Here is a 17,854-nt window from a genome sequence, read left to right on the forward strand (position 1 = left end):
AAAATGGCTAAATATATTGAAGAATTAAATGATATTTTTGAAAAATTTTATAAGCTTTTTTATGAATCAGAAGATATGGCATTAAAAAATGGAATAAAATGTCTTACTCATACTGAACTTCATATAATAGAAGCTATAGGTGAAGACTCTCTTACTATGAATGAACTTGCTGATAGACTTGCTATAACTATGGGAACTGCAACTGTTGCCATAACAAAATTAGGTGAAAAAGGATTTGTTTCAAGAGTTCGTTCTAATACAGATAGAAGAAAAGTTTATGTTTCTCTATCTAAAAAAGGAATGCAAGCCTTAAATTATCACAATAATTATCACAAAACTATAGTTTCTTCTATAATTGAAAAATTAGATGAAGATGAAGTAAAAGTTTTCTTAGGAACTTTTAAAAAACTTCTTAAAAGCTTAAAAAATAAATCTGAATTATTAAAACCTTTACCTATAACAGATTTTCCTATAAATACTAAAGTTTCTGTTGTTGAAATAAAAGGAACACCTATTATTCAAGATTATTTTATGGATAGAGGTGTTGGACATTATTGTACATTAGAAGTTTTAGAGGGAAAAGATTCTAATAATGTGGCTCTTAAGAAAGATGACGGAACTATCTTAGAAGTTAATATATTAGATGCTAAAAATATTATTGTTGTTAAGGTAGAAGATTAATGTTTTATTTAGATGGGATATCCCTTTCTAAAATAAAAATAGAGCTAGAAGAAAATTTAACAAGTAAAAAAGTTGGGAAGATTTTTCAAAATTCTTCCCTTTCTTTAACATTACACTTTGGAAAAAAAGCTCTATTTTTCTCTTGTAATCCGTCATTACCTATTTGTTATATAAATGAAGACAAAGAAGAAAATTTTTTAGAAGAAAACTCTAGTTTTTTATTATTAATTAGAAAATATTTAATAAATTCAGCTCTAATTAAAATTGAACAACTAGGATTTGATAGAATATTAAAATTTTCATTTTCAAAAATAAATGAACTTGGAGAAATACAAAATAATTTCTTATATTTTGAAATAATGGGTAAATATTCTAATGTAATTTTGACTGATAAAGATAATAAGATAATCTCTATATTAAAGAAAAAATCTTTGGAAGAAAATTCTCTAAGAACTCTATTTAATGGAGAAGTTTACACACAACCTATTGTAACGAAAAAAATAAATCCTCTTTATATAACTGAAAAAGAATTTGAAAAATACTTAGAAGAAAATAATATTGTTGAAAATATTGAAGGAATTGGAAAATTATTAAAGAATCAAATAAATTCTTTTGAAGATTTAACTAAATTTTTAAAGGATAATATTTCTCCTAAAATATATTTCAAAAACGATACTCCTATTTTAGCTACTGTATTAAATATTATTCCAAAAGATTTTGATAAGGAAATTCCATTTTCTACATATGGTGAAATGATTAATAATTATATTAAATTAAAATCATTATCAAACTCTTTTACTTTATTAAAAAATAAATTATTTTCAGTATTGGATAAAGAAGAAAAAAAATCTGTAAAAATATTAAAAAATATAAAAAAAGATATTGAAATAATGGAAGAACATGAAAAATATAAAAATTTAGGGGATATTTTAGCTTCTGTACTATATTCTATAAAAAAAGGAGATACTAAGGTAAAAGCTTACGATTTCTATAATAATTGTGAAATTACTATTGATATAGACCCATTACTTTCTCCACAATCAAACCTTTCTAAAATTTATAAAAAATCTTCTAAAATGAAGAGAGGTTTAGAAATTTCTAAAGAAAGACTAATTGAGTTTTCAAATAAATTAACATACATTGACAGTGTTAGAACTTTTATTGAAAAAAGTAAAAATATTGATGAATTAAAAAATATTGAAAAAGAATTAATAGAAGAAAAATATATTATTGAAAAAAATAACAAGAAAAATAAAAAGAAAATTATTGATATTCCTTATGGTACTATTATTTTAGAAAATAAAACTTTATATTTTGGAAGAAATAATAAAGAAAATGATTATTTAACTTTTAAGTTTGCTAGAAAAGATGATATGTGGTTTCACATAAAAGATATGCCTGGCTCTCATTTTATAGTAAGAAAAGAAGATTTTGTCGATGATGAAGAGTTTATAAAAAAAGTTGCTGAATATTCAGCTTATTATTCAAAAGCTAATAGTGGAGAAAAAGTAGTAGTTGATTATACTGAAAAGAAAAATCTAAATAAACCTAAGGGTGCTCCATTAGGTTTTGTAACTTATAATATTTGGGATTCTATAACAGTAATCACTCCAGAAAAAATTTAAGGTGGGATAACCCACCTTATTTTTTAATCACAAAATGTTTCCAAAGCTATTTTCATCATATTTGTAAAAGATAATTGTCTTTCTTCTGCTGTTGTAGCTTTTTTAGAAGTAAAACTATCTGATATTGTTAAAAGACAGGCAGCTTTTTTTCCTAAAACTTTTGCATTATGAAAAAGAGCAAAACTCTCCATCTCTACAGCTTCACAACCTTTATCTTCAAATATTTTTTTATAATATCCCTCTTCAGCATCTCTATAAAAAACATCACTAGAATGAATTTTTGATAAATGAATAGGAATATTTAATTTTTTAGCTGTTTCTTTTATTTTTTTGTTTAACTCTTCATCTGGATAAGTTTCATCTTTTTCATATCCATTTTGAGTTTTAGCAAAAGAAGATTCACTCCAAGCACTTTCTACCAATACAATATCAAAAATATTTAATGTATCTACATAAGCTCCAGCTGAGCCAATTCTTAAAATATTTTCAACACCATATTGAGAAAAAAGTTCATAAGAGTATATTCCTATTGATGGCATTCCCATTCCAGAACCCATAACAGTAATCTCTTTTCCTTTATATTTTCCTGTATAAGCAAACATATTTCTAACTGAATTTACTAATTTTACATCTTCCAAAAAAGTTTCAGCTATAAATTTAGCTCTTAAAGGGTCCCCAGGCATTAAAACATTTTTTGCAATTTCTCCAACATTAGCACTATTATGTGGTGTACTCATATATCCTCCTTATAAACTTTCATCTGTAAATGAAAAAGGTAATAATTCTTCAATATTTGTTATTTTTATTTTGTCTCCAGTAACTAATACTATAGGAGTATCTTTTTCTAATAATTCAACCATAACTTGTCTACAAGCTCCACAAGGAGTTATTAAATTTTTTCCACTTCCTACAATACAAATTGACTCTATATCTTTTTTTCTATATCCCATAGAATAAGCTTGAAATATAGCATTTCTTTCGGCACAGTTTGTTAAACCATAAGAGGCATTTTCTACATTAGCTCCTAAAAAATATTTATTGTCTTTTGTTTTTACACAAGCTCCTACAAAAAAATTTGAATATGGAGCATAGGCATTTTTTTGAACTTCATAAGCTTTTTCTATAATATCCCTATATTTTTCCATATAAACCTCTATTTCTTTTTATCTTCTTTTATTAAATTTCTTATAGCTTCTATAGTAATTTTCACAACTTCATTTGTATCATGAACAACAGGATTATCAAGTCCTAACTTTTCTCTTTCTTGATTTGCCATAACTAAAAAAGAAGCTCCCACTCTAACTTTTCTATAACTTCCTACTATAAAAAGAGAAGCTGATTCCATTTCAGAAGCAAGACAACCTAATCTTATCCAAGCTTCCCATTTATTATTTAATTCATAACTTACTGGTTTTATATCTGGACTATGTTGTCCATAAAAAGAATCTTTAGATTGTACAACTCCCACATGATATTTTTTTCCTAAAGTTTCTGAAGCTTTTATTAGAGAATTAACTATATCTATATTAGCTACTGCTGGAAATTCTATTGGGGCATATTCTCTAGTTGTTCCCTCCATACGAATGGAAGCTGTAGCAATAACCACATCTCCTCCTACTATTTCTTTTTGCATTCCTCCACAAGTTCCAACTCTTAAAAAAGTATCAGCTCCACAATTTACTAATTCCTCTAAAGCTATAGAGGCTGATGGCCCACCAATTCCTGTAGAAGTTACACTTACTTTTTCTCCATCTAAATATCCTGTGTATGTTACAAATTCTCTTACATCTGCCATTAATTTGGGATTATCTAAATATTTAGCAATTTTTTCACATCTTTTTGGGTCTCCTGGTAAAATTACATATTTACCAACATCTCCCTCTTTTAACCCTATATGATATTGTAATCCATTTTCAGAATATTTCATATAATTCACCTCTTTTTTATAGGAAATTTTCTTTGTTTATATTTATTTGACGAAAAAAATAAAAAAAAGATAATATAAAAAGAGGCTATTATAAATATTATATAATAACCTCTTAAAAAATTAATATCTTTCTTTCATTGCTCTATCAATATCTCTCTTTTGGTCTTTTTTAGCTATACTTTCTCTCTTATCGTAAGTTTTCTTTCCTCTAGCAAGAGCAATATCTACTTTTACATATCCTTTTGAAAGATGTACATTCAATGGAACAATAGTATAACCCTTTTGACTTACTTTTTCATGTAATTTTTTTATCTCTTTTTTATGAAGAAGTAATTTTCTTACTCTTTTTTCTTCAGGATTATATACACTTCCATATTCCCAAGGAACAATAGACATTCCCATTATAAAAACTTCTCCATTAATAATTCTTACAAAAGATTCTTTTATACTAACTTTTCCAGCCTTAGCTGATTTTACTTCACTACCTACTAATTCAATACCAGCCTCTATTTTATCTTCTACAAAATAATCAAAATAGGCTTTTTTATTATTTGCAAGTATCATTTTTCACCTCTTATTTTCTTTTTACAGAAAAATTCTCTTCATTATATGGAGCTACTTCTATCTCCAATTCTCCCATATCAACTCTTACAATTATGACTTCTAATTTATCTCCTAAGTTATATTTTTCTCCTGTATCCGTATCTATCATAATATAATTTTTTTCATCAAATTCATAATAATGAGGAGAATTTGTAACATCCCACATACATTCTACTAACTCTTCTGTTTCTATAAATACTTTTCTATTACTAATTCCAACAATAGTTCCTTTAAATACATCTCCTATTTTATCAAGCATATATTCTACTATTTTTATTTTTTTACTTTCTTCTTCTACTTTCATTGCATCTCTTTCTGTTTTAGAAATTGCTGTACAAATAGTTGGAAGATTTTTTTCTAATTTTTCAATATATTTTTTCTTAGGATATCCAAATAAAGTTTCTCCCAAAATTCTGTGAATCATTAAATCTGCATATCTTCTAATAGGTGATGTAAAATGTGTATAATAACTTGAAGCTAATCCAAAATGACCAATATTTTCAGGAGTATATCTAGCTTGTTTTAAAGCCATCAATATCATTTTATGGACTATCATACTTATTCCTTTTACTTGAGAGTCCTCAATTATAGATTGAAACTTCTTAGGATGTACTCCTTCAGACCCAAACATAACTTTATACCCAAATTTTCCTAAAACATCATTTAATCCATGTATTCTTTCTCCATCTGGTTTTTCATGAGTTCTATAAATACTTGGTACTTCTAACCAGAATAATTTTTCAGCAACAGCTTCATTTGCCTCTATCATAAAATCTTCTATAATTTTTTCAGCTTCTCCTCTATCTCTTTTTTCTAAATGGTCAACTGTTAAATTATCTTTTAATATTACTTTTATTTCTGGCAAATCAAAATCTATACTTCCTCTATTATATTTTATATTTCTTATAATTTTAGAAAGCTCCAACATCATAAACAACATATCTTTTATAGAGGCATATTTTTTACAAAGTTCCTCATCATTTTCTAAAATTTTATTTACATCAGTATAAGTCATACGATAAGCTGTTCTAATAACTGACTTATAAGTTTGAACATCTTTTACTTTTCCTAAAGAATCAATTTCAAGTTCACAAGTAAAAGTTAGTTTATCTTCATTAGGATTTAATGAACAAATTCCATTTGAAAGTTCACGAGGAAGCATTGGTAAAACTCTATCTACTAAATAAACTGAGTTCCCTCTTCTTAAAGCTTCTTTATCCATAGCTGAACCTTCTTTTACATAATAACTTACATCAGCTATACTAACAATTAATCTATAATTTCCATTTTCTTTTTTCTCTACATATACAGCATCATCTAAATCTTTAGCATCAGCACCATCTATAGTAATTATTGATAAATTTCTTAAATCCTTTCTTGAAGCTATTTCATCTTTATGTACCTCTTGAGGAACAGCTTTAGCCTCTCTCATAACTTCTTCTGGAAAATCTTCTTTCAAATTTTCTCTTTTTAGTAAAGCTTCCATCATAACTTTACTATCTAAAGGATTTCCTAAAGCTTCTATTATTTTTCCTTCTGGCTTTCTATCTCTATCTCCAAAGAAATCTATCTTAACAACAACTAATTCTCCATCTCTGGCCATACCTAAAAATCTTTTTGGAATATATATATCTTTACCAAAAGAGTGAGTAGGAGTTACAAAACCAAAACCTTTTTGTTTTTGTAAAATTCCAATAACTGTGTCATTAGTTCTTTTTATAATTTTATAAACTTCTCCCTCTTTTTTTTCTGTTCTAACACTATCTTTTGTAATTCTTACCAAAACTATATCTCCGTTTAATGCTCCATTAAATCCAGATTTTGGTATGAAAATCCCTTCTTTTTCAGTATCAACAAAGGCAAATTTATTTCTTATAACACTAAATTCTCCACAAACCATTCCTATATTTTCAGGAATATTATATTTACCTTTATTATTTTTTACAAGTTCTCCTAGTTCTACCCAAGAATCTAATATCTCTCTATTTCTTTTTTTCATTTTTGAGGACCAAGATAAAAGTTTATATATTTCATCTATTCCTATGGATTTTTTATTTTCAGTTAAATATTTTTTTAGTATTTCTAAATCTCTTTTTATATCCATTTTTCCTCCTTAATCTACAATTATTTTTTTGAAGTTAAATCTTCTAATGTTTCTATAGTATTTTTATGAATAACTCCACCTTTTCCTTTTAAATATTCCAATTTTCTTGAAATTTCCATAATAATACCATCATCTAAATTTCTAAAAGTTTCTTTTCTTATCTCATCTACATTTGGATAATCTCTTCCATATTCTATGGCATCTCCAATATAAATAATTTTTTCAAGTAATGACATATTCTTTCTTCCAATAGTGTGATATTTTATACTATTTAAAATATCTTCATCTTCAATTCCAAACTCTTTTTTTACAACAACAGATGCAGCTAATCCATGAAAAATTTCATTTAGATTTTCATATCCTTTAACTTCTTCCATATCTTTACAAATCTCTTTTAAAGTTTCTATATTTTCTTTTTTTAAATAATCATGTAAAATAGCAGCTATTCTAGTTTTTTCCTCATCACAACCATATTTTTTAGCAAGTTCTACACATATTTCTTCAACACCTAATGTATGTTCATATCTTTTAGATGGCAATTTTTCTTTTACTATTTCTCTTAGATTATTTATATCCATTTTTATCTCCTTGATGAAAAAGGGAGTTTTTAGCTCCCTTATATATCTTTTCTATATTTAAATTTTCCTTTTAAATTAGAATATTTTACTTTATCAGTATCTATTCCATTAATTAAAATTTTTATTTCTTCAACAGAGTCTAAATTAGTCAAAGTATTAACAAAAGAATAAATTAATAAAATCTCTTCCTTTGGACTTTTTACATTTGAAAATATTTTTTCAGGTAAATCTAAATAAAGAGTACTGTCTACCTTATAATAAAACACTTCTGTTTTTTCATTTATATTAGGAATTAATTTTAAATTTTTTAATTTCTCTATAGTTTTATTTAATGTTTCTCTTATAATATCATTTTCCCCTGTAGATTTAATAGTTTCTATTTCCTCACTTACTAACTGCCCATCATTAGGATAAAAAATATATAATTTTTGTTTTTCAATCATCCTTGTAATATCTCTTCTTTCAAAAACAGTTTTAGGAAGCCCCTTATTTAATGAATTAAAATATAAATATCCTGATAAAATTGTAATTATCCATAAAATTCCAACTATTTTTATAGTTCCATTTTTTTCTTTAGAAAAGAATTTTTTTATACTTCCAAAAATTAACTCTGTATATTCTTTTATTGCTTCTTTATTATTATTTTTTTCTTTTTTCTCTTTTTTTTCAAATTTATATTTCAGATTTTCTTTTTTAGAGTCTTCTACTTTTTTATTTGAATTTTTATCTTCCATAACTTCATCATACAATTTTATATTTTCATCATGCCCTGAAAAAACTCTTAAATTTACTTCTTTTTCTTCTGTTTCTTTATTATTCTTTACAAATTTTATCATCAAACTCTCCTAATAAAAATAATCTCTAATATGTTCAGCAATTTTTTGAGCCATAATTTTTTGTTGCCCTTTAGAAGTTATGATTTTATGGTCCTTAGAACCTTTTATAAATCCAACTTCTATTAATATTCCTGGACAATTAATTCCTCTTAAAACAGCAAAATTTGCTCCATGAGTTTTTCTATCTCTCATTCCCATTCTTTTAGCAAGAGAAGTATTTAGTTTATCAGCAAAAGGGATAGTTTTCTCTTGATTTTTATTATAGGCTATCTCTCCAGCAATTTGTACTATCGAACTTGTATTTTCACCATATTTTTCACCAAAACTATTTTCATATCTTGCTATACTTGCTGCATAGGGAGTAGATTTTTTAGAAAAATAAAATATTTCTATTCCATTAGCACTTGTATCACTAGAAGAATTAGCATGAAGGCTTATAAATAAATCTGCACCTATTCCATTAGCCACATTACTTCTATTTCTTAAAGAAATAAATTCATCACTATCTCTAGTCATAACTACATTAAAGTCTCGTTTTAATTCGTCTCTTAAATATTTTCCAATACTTAAAACAATATCTTTTTCTTTAATATTTTTATATCCAAGAGCTCCAGAATCTTTTCCACCATGTCCTGGGTCAATTACTACTGTGTATTGTTTATTTTGAGCACTATTAGATAAATCTACTACTACACGATTTGGATTTTTCCTTAAAGTTACTCTATGAAAAACATTCTTTTTTAATTTTAAGAAAAAGCCATGAGAATTTACATATTTATAATCTGATATACTTTCTAAATATTTTGACAGATTATTTCTTACTCCTTTATTATAAATAGGTACTTCATTTCCTATTTCTAAAAAAAGAAGTCTATTATAATCATCATATTCACTATGATAAACAGGGGTTGTTTCATCTAAATCAAAAACAACCTGTGGAGGATAAGTATTAAATCTTACATTTTTTACAGTTGAAGAAAAACAAATTGAGAATAAAACCAAAAACATTAAAAATACTTTTTTTATCATTAAACCACCATAAGTAAGATTTTTTTAACAAAAAAACGACAATTAACTTTTAATTGTCGTTTTTCATTCAAATTACTCTAAAATTCCAGCAACAGCTGATTTTCTAATAGTCATATGAACACCTTTATCTATTCTTATTACGACAAAAGCTTCTTCTACGCTAGATATTACACCTTTTATTCCACCTACAGTAACTATAGTATCACCAGCTTTTAAATTATCTAACATTTGTTGTTGCTTCTTTTGTTTTTTCTTATTTGGTAAAACCATAAATACATAAATAATAACTATCCATAAAGCAATCATTATTAATGTACCATATTTAGCAAATATTTCTTTCATTTATTTCCCTCCATATTTTTATCAAATTTCTAATCTTAGTATATCATAGGAAATGATTTTTTTCAACAAACTCTTTTATATTATTTAAATAAATCCTTAAATCTTTCTATAAAACTTTTGTTCATTTTATAATTTTTATCTTTTAAACTTTCGTCAAATTTTTTAAGAAGTTCAATTTGTGTATCATTTAAGTTAGTTGGAACTTCAATCACAATTTTTACAATTTGGTCTCCTACATATGACCTAGGATTATTTATTCCTTCTCCTCTTAACTTAAATAATTTTCCATTTTGTGTTCCAGCAGGAATTTTTATAGATTTTTTTCCATTTAATGTAGGAATTTCTACTTCTCCTCCTAAAGCTGCCTTAGCATAAGTTATCGGAACTTCACATATAATATTTTCTTCATCTCTTACAAAGAAATCATGTTCTTTAACATGGAAGAAAATATATAAATCTCCATTTTCTCCACCTTCAGAACTTGCATCTCCCATTCCTTGTATCCTTAATCTTTGACCATCATGTATTCCTACAGGAATTTTTATAGTTTTTTTAATAGTTTCTCTTTCTAATCCTGTACCACCACATTTTTTACATTTTGTTTCTGGAATTTGTCCTTTGCCTCTACATTTATCACATTCTTCAACACTTTTAAAACTTCCTAATAATGTTCTTTGGATTTTTTCTATTCTACCTTTTCCACCACATTTATCACAAGTTTTCATTTTACTTCCAGGCTCAGCACCTGTTCCATTACAAGCAGAACATTTTCCTCTTCTTGTATATTTAATTTCTTTTTCTCCACCTTTGGCTACTTCTTCTAAAGTAATGGTTACATCTACTCTTAAATCTTCACCAGGTTCTGGTCCTCTTCTCTGAGTACTTCCACCAAAACCACTTCCTCCAAAGAATGATGAGAAAATATCTTCAAATCCACTACCAGAGAATCCTTCAAATCCTCCATATCCTCCACCAGCTCCATTTTCAAAAGCTGCATGTCCAAATCTATCATACTTAGACCTTTTATCTGCATCTGATAAAACTTGATAAGCTTCATTAATCTCTTTAAATTTTTCTTCAGCTTCTTTTTTCTCTTTTTCACTTGCATTACTAAATCTATCAGGATGATATTTCATTGCTAATTTTCTATAAGCTTTTTTAATCTCAGCTTCAGAAGCAGTTTTTTCTACGCCTAAAAGATCATAATAATCTTTTTTTGCCATTTTATCCTCCCATTATTAAATAACTTTTATTTTTATTCTTCTTTGATATACCTGTTCTTTTTCTAATTTTTCTATTCCAACTTTATCTTCTAATTTTCCATTAGAATTTACATAATCAGTTATTCCATCCCAAGGTTCAAAACAAATAAATCCTGAACCAGGAACATTCCAAAATGCCATATACTTAAAACCTTCATAATTAAATTCTAATTGTTTATCACTATCTAAAGATTTTAAAAATACTTTACTTGAATTAGTATTTTCTAAAATAACAGCATCTTTTTCAAAAGTTTTTTCATCAAATTTAAAGATTTTTCCTTTAAATAAATCTTGTGTTTTTTCTCCTAAAAAACCATCTTCTATTATTTTTGAAACACCAATTTCATCCTTTTCAAATTCTACAAAATTATTATTTTTTTCAAATAAATTAAGAGCAGGATGTGCTCCTAATGAAAAATACATATCCCCATCTGTTAGATTTTCTACTTTATATTCTAATAATACCTCATTATCAACAATAGAATATCTTAAATATAAATTAAAATCAAAAGGATATATTTTTTTAGTTTCTTCATTTGACGAAAATAAAAATTCTATAAAATTTTCTCCTTTGACATTAACTATAAACTCATTATCTCGAGCAAACCCATGTCTTGTTTTTATTTGATATTTTTTTCCATTATAAAAATATTCTGAATTTTTTATTGTTCCTACAAAAGGAAATAATATTGGTGATGATTTAGCCCAAAATTTTGGATCTTTCTGCCAAATATATTCAAAATTATTTTTTTTGTTAAAAAGACTTGTAAGTTCAGCACCTTTACTATTAATAACAACCTTTAGATTGGAATTTTCTATTATATAATCCATTTTTACTCACCTTATAATCTAAAAACTGGGAATAGAGAACAAGCTCCATTCCCAGAGAAATGTAATCTATTTTAATTAGTCAACTATTTCAGCGTCCTCTACATCATCTGCTTTTTTATTATTTCCACCTTGTTGTTGTCCAGCATTAGCTTGTTGTGCTTGTTGAGCTTCTCTATAGATTTCTTCAGCTAATTTTTGAGCTGCTTTTGATAATTTTTCCATTGCATCTTCTATAATTTTTTTATCTTCAGAATCTTTTACTTTTTTAAGTTCTTCTAAAGCTTCTTCTATAGCTTTTTTCTCAGCTTCACTTACTTTTGATGAATGTTCTTTTAATGTATTTTCAGTAGAAGCGATTAACATATCAGCTTTATTTCTTGTTTCTATTAACTCTCTGAATTTTTTATCTTCAGCTTCGTTAGCTTCAGCTTCTTTTTTCATTCTTTCAATATCATCATTTGATAAGTTATTTGAACCAGAAATTGTTATTGTATTTTCTTTTCCTGTTCCTAAATCTTTAGCAGATACATGTACAATTCCGTTAGCGTCTATATCAAATGTAACTTCGATTTGTGGGATTCCTCTTGGTGCTGCTGGAATTCCTTCTAAGTTAAACTCTCCTAATTTATGGTTATCTGCAGCTTTTGCTCTTTCTCCTTGTAATACATTAATTGTAACTGCTGGTTGGTTATCTACTGCTGTAGAAAATACTTGAGATTTTTTAACAGGAATAGTTGTATTTTTCTCTATAATTCTTGTACAAACTCCTCCTAAAGTTTCAATTCCTAATGATAATGGAGTTACGTCAAGTAATAATACATCTTTAACATCTCCCATTAAAACTCCACCTTGAATAGCTGCTCCTGCTGCAACAACTTCATCAGGATTTATTCCTTTATTAGGTTTTTTACCAAAATATGCTTCTACCCATTCTTGGACAGCTATCATTCTTGTAGAACCACCAACTAATAAAACTTCATCTATTTCAGCTGGAGATAATCCTGCATCTGATAAAGCTGTTCTTGTAGGTCCTTGAGTTGCTTCTACTAAATCTTTTGTTAAAGCATCAAATTTAGCTCTTGTTAATTTCATTTCTAAGTGTTTTGGTCCTGTTTGGTCCATAGTGATAAATGGTAAAGAGATTTGAGCTTCCATCATAGATGATAATTCTTTTTTAGCTTTTTCAGCAGCATCTTTTAATCTTTGATATGCCATTTTATCATTTAATAAATCAATTCCTTGTTCTTTTTTAAATTCTTCAGCTAACCATTTAATGATTCTTTCATCAAAATCATCTCCTCCTAAATGGTTATTTCCTGCTGTTGATAATACTTCTATAACTCCATCAGAAATTTCAAGAATAGATACGTCAAAAGTTCCTCCTCCTAAGTCAAATACTAGAACTTTTTCTTCTTTTTTCTTATCAAGTCCATAAGCTAAAGCTGCTGCTGTAGGTTCGTTAATTATTCTTTTTACTTCTAATCCAGCTATTGCACCTGCATCTTTTGTAGCTTGTCTTTGAGCATCTGTAAAGTAAGCTGGAACTGTAATTACAGCTTCTTTTACTTCTTCTCCTAAATAAGCTTCAGCATCTTTTTTTAATTTTCTTAAAGTCATAGCTGAAATTTCTTGTGGTGTATAATCTTTTCCATTAACTGTTACTTTATAGTCAGAACCCATATGAGTTTTAATAGATGAAATTGTAGAATTTGGATTTGTGATAGCTTGTCTTTTTGCTATTTCTCCTACTACTATTTCTCCATTATCTTTAATATTTACAACTGATGGTGTAGTTCTAGCTCCTTCAGCATTTGTAATTATATTTGCTGAACCACCTTCCATTATTGCTACACATGAGTTTGTTGTTCCTAAGTCAATACCAATTACTTTAGACATTTTATATTCCTCCTTAAATATTCCTAAAAATATTATATAAAAATTTTATTTTATTTACTTTAATTATTTTTTACATACCTTAACCATTGATGGTCTTATAACTTTTCCTTTTAATTTATATCCTTTTTGGAATTCAGCTATAATGAAATTATCTTCAAAAGCTTCATTTGCTTCTACCATTACAGCCATGTGTTCTTCTGGATTGAATTCTTTTCCCTCAGTTTCTATTGCTTCTAATCCTTCAGATTTTAAAACTTCTTTAAATTGATTTAATGTTAATTCAACACCTTTAACTAGTCCTTCAAAATCATTTGTTTGTCTTGAAGTTTCTTCTGCTCTAGTTAAATTATCTATACCATCTAATAACTTTGTTATTATTTTTTCAGAAGCAAATTTTCTAAGTTCATCCATTTCTCTTTCTTTTCTTTTTGTAAAGTTTTGGAAATCAGCTTGTTTTCTTAAATAAGATTGCTTCCAATCTTCAACTTCTGCTTTTAATTTTCCAATTTCTTCTTGAATAGCTTCTATTTCATTTATTTCTTCTCTTACTTCTTCCTCTTTTTCTTCTGAACATTGACAATTTTCTTTATCACATTCACTTTGACAATTTTCATTTTTCTCTTTTTCTAATTCATCTATAGAATCTTTTTTTAATTCTTCTGACATTACTATCTCCTTTATTTTTTCTTATTTCCAATTAGTTTTTCTTTATTTATATTTTTTTCAACTTCTTTACTAATATAATCTATAAGTCCCATAGTTTTGGAATAAGGCATTCTTTTTGGACCAATAACTCCTATAACTCCTTTTGAATCACCTTTTTTATATACAGAATATACAAAACTAAAGTCTTCTAAACCTTTTATTGGTAAATCATCTCCTAAAATAACATTTACTTTTCCTTCTATATATTCATTAGAATTTACAATACTTTCAAAAATATTTCTAACTTCTTGTTTTTCATTAAAGATTTCAAGCACATCTAATATCTCATTTACATTTTTATTTTTAAATATACTAGGAGAATTACTTAAATATAATTTTCCTTCTATATCTTTGTAAATTTCTTTTTCAATATCATTATAAGCTTCAAAATTTTCTTTAATTAAATCTACTATTTCATGACTTTTTATCTTATGAGTTTTAATATTTCTATTAATTCTATCTGATAAAATAGCTAACTTTTCTTGTGAAATTCCTGTTTGTAACTTAATTTTTTTAGTAGATACATTTAAATCTTCAGTAACAATTATAGCTAAGATAAGGTAATCATCAATATGAATTAATTCAACCTTTTTTATATTTTCTTTCCTATGATCTGGTTCTATAACTACTGAAGCATAAGAAGTTAATTTTGACAATAAAGAAGATGTTTCTTTTAAAATATTATCTAGGGCATTCATCTTTTGGTCATATTCATTATTTATTCTTCTTTTTTCTTCAAGTGATAATTTTTCTACTTCTAAAAGTTCATTTAAATAATATTTATAACCTAAATCTGTTGGAATCCTTCCTGATGAAGAATGCGTCTTTTCAATAAATCCAGCATCCTCCAAATCAGACATAACATTTCTGATTGTTGCTGAAGATAATTCTATATTATATTTTTTTACAAGAGTTCTTGACCCAATTGTTTCACCATACATAAGATAATAGTCTATAATTGCATTAAGAACTAATTTTTCTCTTTCACTCAGCATCTAATCACCTTCCCAAATATTAGCACTCATTATTTAAGAGTGCTAACTAACAAATTCATGATATCATTTTTAAATATTTTTGTCAATAGTTTTTAGAATATTTTTTATTTTGAAAAATTTTATCAATTAGATTAACATAATAAAAAAACTACTACATAATAATGTAATAGTTTCTTTTAATAAAATTATTTTTCATTAAAATATTCTTCTAAAAATTTTGCAACTCCATCTTCATCATTAGAATTTTTTGTTACATAAGCACAAATTTCTTTTAACTCATCAATAGAATCTTTCATAGCTACATTTACTCCTACTGTTTCTAACATTTCTTTGTCATTTTCAGCATCACCAAAGGCCATACATTGTTTTATATCTATATTTTTTAGTTCTAATATTCTTTTTAAAGCTTTTCCTTTATTAATATCTTTATTTAAAACTTCTAGATAAGTTGGTTGTGTAAATGTTATATAAGCTTTTTTTCCTATTAAATCTTCTAATTCTTTTTTATATTTTTCTAATACTTCCGTTTTATCTATTATAACACCTTTAGTTATATTCTTTTTAGAAAAATTTTTTAAATCTATTTTTATTGGAGTTAATCCTGAATTTTTTTTATAAATTTTTGCACTTTCACTTTCTAAATCATTAGCATGCCATTTTTCATTCATAAAAATATTTATATTTAATTTTTTTACTTCTATATATTCAAATAATTTTTTTGCTACATCTTCAGGCAACAATTTATTTTCTAATATTTCTCCTGAAATTGTATCTATTATTTTTCCTCCATTATAACAAATAGCTGTCATTGGTATTCCAAGTCTTTCTATTATTTTGGTAGTTGAAGAATAAGGTCTTCCTGTAACAATTAAAATTTCTATTCCTTTTTTATAAAGCTTTCTTAATATATTAACACTTCTATCTGTAACTTCTTTTTTATCATTTAACAATGTTCCATCTAAATCTAAAGCAATAGCTTTTATCATTATTCCCCCTCACACATATTATTCTTACATCTTTCTCTCATTTTTATAAGATTTTTTATTTTAAATTTATAACAAATAAATAATGTTATAGCTTCTAAATTCCATTGTAGTACTGTTATCCACCAGAAATAAGTTATTGGTTTTTTGTTCAAATATAAGAAATAATACATAAGAGGTAATCTTATTAACCAGTTACAAACAAAACTTACTTTAAAAGGAGTTTTAGAATCTCCCATTCCTTTAAAAGCACCTGAAAAAGTCATTCCTAATGAAGTTCCAATTTGTTGAAAACAACCTATCTGTAAACAAATGGCTCCTAATTTTATTACCTCTATCTCATCTTTTTTTATAAATAATTTTATTATATCTTTTGAAAAAAAGAAAAATATAATTCCAAAAGTTCCCATTATAATACCTGATAAAATTGCTGTAGTATTTATATATTTTTTAGCTTTTACAAAATCTCCATCTCCAACACAATATCCTGTTAAAGCTGTACAAGCTAAAGAAAATCCCCAACCAGGCATAAAACTTATACTTTCTATTGTTACTGAAATTTGATTAGCTGAAAAAGCCAAACTACCTAAAGACATTACTATAACAACTCCCATTAATTTTCCAATACTAAATGAACCTTCTTGTAAAGAAGCTGGTATAGAAAATCTAAGAATCTCTTTTATTATATTTTTATCTATTTTTGAAAAGAATTTTAATTTTATAGGAAGTTTTTTCAATCTAAAAAATAAAAAAATAAAACATGATATCCCAGCTGTGGAAGTAGCTAAAGCCGCCCCTTTTACTCCTAATTCTGGTAAACCAAATTTTCCAAAAATTAATAAATAATCTAAAACTAAATTAACACAATTTACTATCATGGCTCCATAAAGTGGAGTTCTTGTATCTTTACATCCTCTAAACATTCCACTAAACAAATTTCCTAACATAGTAAAAAACATTCCAACAGAACAAATTCTTATGTAAGAACTTGCCATTCCTATTATTTCTTTTTCAGCTCCCAAAAAATTCAAAATATTTTTTGCAAAAATAAAATATGTAGAAGAAACTGTTAAAGCAATAACAAATCCTATATTAAATCCTTGATTAGCAAATTTTAAAGTTTTTTTCTCATCTTTAGCTCCAAGACCTCTAGCTATAATAGAAGTCATTGATACAGATAATCCCATTCCTATAAGCGTATTCATAACAGTATACATAATCTCTGATGAAAATCCTACAGCTGCTACTGAATATTTTCCCCCATAATGACCTACCATCATAGTATCAAATACCCAAACTAACATATAGAGTATCATTTCTCCAACAGCTGGAAGAGCCAATTTTAAAATTTCTTTTACATATTTTAAGTAATCTTTCACTTTTCTTTTCCCCTCTATAAAGTTTTTTATCATAAAATTATAACATGAAAAAATAAATAAATCTATAAGTTATAAATT

The 17,854-nt window shown here is 26.2% G+C and carries 18 protein-coding genes; 2 read left to right on the forward strand and 16 right to left on the reverse strand.

The genetic code is table 11. The features are described 5' to 3' along the window. The first annotated feature begins 3 nt into the window (after positions 1-3). Together T364_RS0109990 and T364_RS0109995 are read left to right on the forward strand one after the other, a co-directional pair. A complete protein-coding gene (locus tag T364_RS0109990) occupies positions 4-681 on the forward strand; it encodes a MarR family winged helix-turn-helix transcriptional regulator (RefSeq protein ID WP_027129474.1) in 678 nt (225 codons plus the stop codon). Then, positions 681-2,306, forward strand: coding sequence for an Rqc2 family fibronectin-binding protein (locus T364_RS0109995; RefSeq protein ID WP_027129475.1), 1,626 nt, complete (start codon positions 681-683; stop codon positions 2,304-2,306). Before T364_RS0109990 ends, T364_RS0109995 begins: the two co-directional genes overlap by 1 nt. A 23-nt stretch (positions 2,307-2,329) precedes the next feature. Here T364_RS0109995 and deoD read toward each other — a convergent pair whose 3' ends face one another. The 16 genes from deoD to T364_RS0110075 form a co-directional block, all read right to left on the reverse strand. Then, complete coding sequence (gene deoD / locus T364_RS0110000) at positions 2,330-3,043, reverse strand: purine-nucleoside phosphorylase (protein WP_027129476.1); 714 nt, start codon at positions 3,041-3,043, stop codon at positions 2,330-2,332. Positions 3,044-3,052: 9 nt separating this feature from the next. Beyond that, positions 3,053-3,451: a cytidine deaminase gene (gene cdd / locus T364_RS0110005; protein WP_027129477.1), complete on the reverse strand. Its 399-nt coding sequence runs from the start codon at positions 3,449-3,451 to the stop codon at positions 3,053-3,055. An 8-nt stretch (positions 3,452-3,459) separates the two neighbouring features. Next, positions 3,460-4,233: a uridine phosphorylase gene (udp, locus tag T364_RS0110010; protein WP_027129478.1), complete on the reverse strand. Its 774-nt coding sequence runs from the start codon at positions 4,231-4,233 to the stop codon at positions 3,460-3,462. Between the two features lie 120 nt (positions 4,234-4,353). Continuing rightward, positions 4,354-4,797 carry an SsrA-binding protein SmpB gene (smpB, locus tag T364_RS0110015; RefSeq protein WP_027129479.1) on the reverse strand — a complete coding sequence of 148 codons (444 nt, stop codon included), beginning with the start codon at positions 4,795-4,797 and terminating at the stop codon, positions 4,354-4,356. A 10-nt stretch (positions 4,798-4,807) separates the two neighbouring features. Continuing rightward, complete coding sequence (gene rnr / locus T364_RS0110020) at positions 4,808-6,940, reverse strand: ribonuclease R (RefSeq protein ID WP_027129480.1); 2,133 nt, start codon at positions 6,938-6,940, stop codon at positions 4,808-4,810. Positions 6,941-6,960: 20 nt separating this feature from the next. Then, positions 6,961-7,524 carry a bis(5'-nucleosyl)-tetraphosphatase (symmetrical) YqeK gene (gene yqeK, locus T364_RS0110025; RefSeq protein WP_027129481.1) on the reverse strand — a complete coding sequence of 188 codons (564 nt, stop codon included), beginning with the start codon at positions 7,522-7,524 and terminating at the stop codon, positions 6,961-6,963. 32 nt (positions 7,525-7,556) lie between these two features. Further along, positions 7,557-8,354, reverse strand: coding sequence for a GerMN domain-containing protein (locus tag T364_RS0110030; RefSeq protein WP_027129482.1), 798 nt, complete (start codon positions 8,352-8,354; stop codon positions 7,557-7,559). Between the two features lie 9 nt (positions 8,355-8,363). Then, positions 8,364-9,383, reverse strand: a complete 1,020-nt coding sequence (locus T364_RS0110035) for an N-acetylmuramoyl-L-alanine amidase family protein (protein ID WP_027129483.1) — start codon at positions 9,381-9,383, stop codon at positions 8,364-8,366. A gap of 72 nt (positions 9,384-9,455) precedes the next feature. Continuing rightward, complete coding sequence (gene yajC, locus T364_RS0110040; RefSeq protein ID WP_027129484.1) at positions 9,456-9,725, reverse strand: preprotein translocase subunit YajC; 270 nt, start codon at positions 9,723-9,725, stop codon at positions 9,456-9,458. Positions 9,726-9,805: 80 nt separating this feature from the next. Then, the gene (gene dnaJ / locus T364_RS0110045) at positions 9,806-10,948 is read right to left on the reverse strand and encodes a molecular chaperone DnaJ (RefSeq protein WP_027129485.1); all 1,143 of its coding nucleotides are present in this window, start codon (positions 10,946-10,948) and stop codon (positions 9,806-9,808) included. A 15-nt stretch (positions 10,949-10,963) separates the two neighbouring features. Next, a complete protein-coding gene (locus tag T364_RS0110050; RefSeq protein ID WP_027129486.1) occupies positions 10,964-11,818 on the reverse strand; it encodes an aldose 1-epimerase family protein in 855 nt (284 codons plus the stop codon). A gap of 75 nt (positions 11,819-11,893) precedes the next feature. Then, entirely contained in the window at positions 11,894-13,714 is a 1,821-nt protein-coding gene (gene dnaK / locus T364_RS0110055) for a molecular chaperone DnaK (protein ID WP_027129487.1), read from the reverse strand. Between the two features lie 63 nt (positions 13,715-13,777). After that, on the reverse strand, positions 13,778-14,380 hold the full coding sequence (gene grpE / locus T364_RS0110060) for a nucleotide exchange factor GrpE (protein ID WP_027129488.1): 603 nt from the start codon (positions 14,378-14,380) through the stop codon (positions 13,778-13,780). 11 nt (positions 14,381-14,391) lie between these two features. Further along, positions 14,392-15,414: a heat-inducible transcriptional repressor HrcA gene (gene hrcA / locus T364_RS0110065; protein WP_027129489.1), complete on the reverse strand. Its 1,023-nt coding sequence runs from the start codon at positions 15,412-15,414 to the stop codon at positions 14,392-14,394. Positions 15,415-15,599: 185 nt separating this feature from the next. Continuing rightward, the gene (locus tag T364_RS0110070; protein WP_027129490.1) at positions 15,600-16,400 is read right to left on the reverse strand and encodes a Cof-type HAD-IIB family hydrolase; all 801 of its coding nucleotides are present in this window, start codon (positions 16,398-16,400) and stop codon (positions 15,600-15,602) included. Next, a complete protein-coding gene (locus tag T364_RS0110075) occupies positions 16,400-17,776 on the reverse strand; it encodes an MATE family efflux transporter (RefSeq protein WP_027129491.1) in 1,377 nt (458 codons plus the stop codon). Before T364_RS0110075 ends, T364_RS0110070 begins: the two co-directional genes overlap by 1 nt. Positions 17,777-17,854: the final 78 nt, after the last annotated feature.

The sequence above is a fragment of the Fusobacterium perfoetens ATCC 29250 genome, from assembly GCF_000622245.1.
Classification (GTDB): Bacteria; Fusobacteriota; Fusobacteriia; order Fusobacteriales; family Fusobacteriaceae; genus Fusobacterium_B; species Fusobacterium_B perfoetens.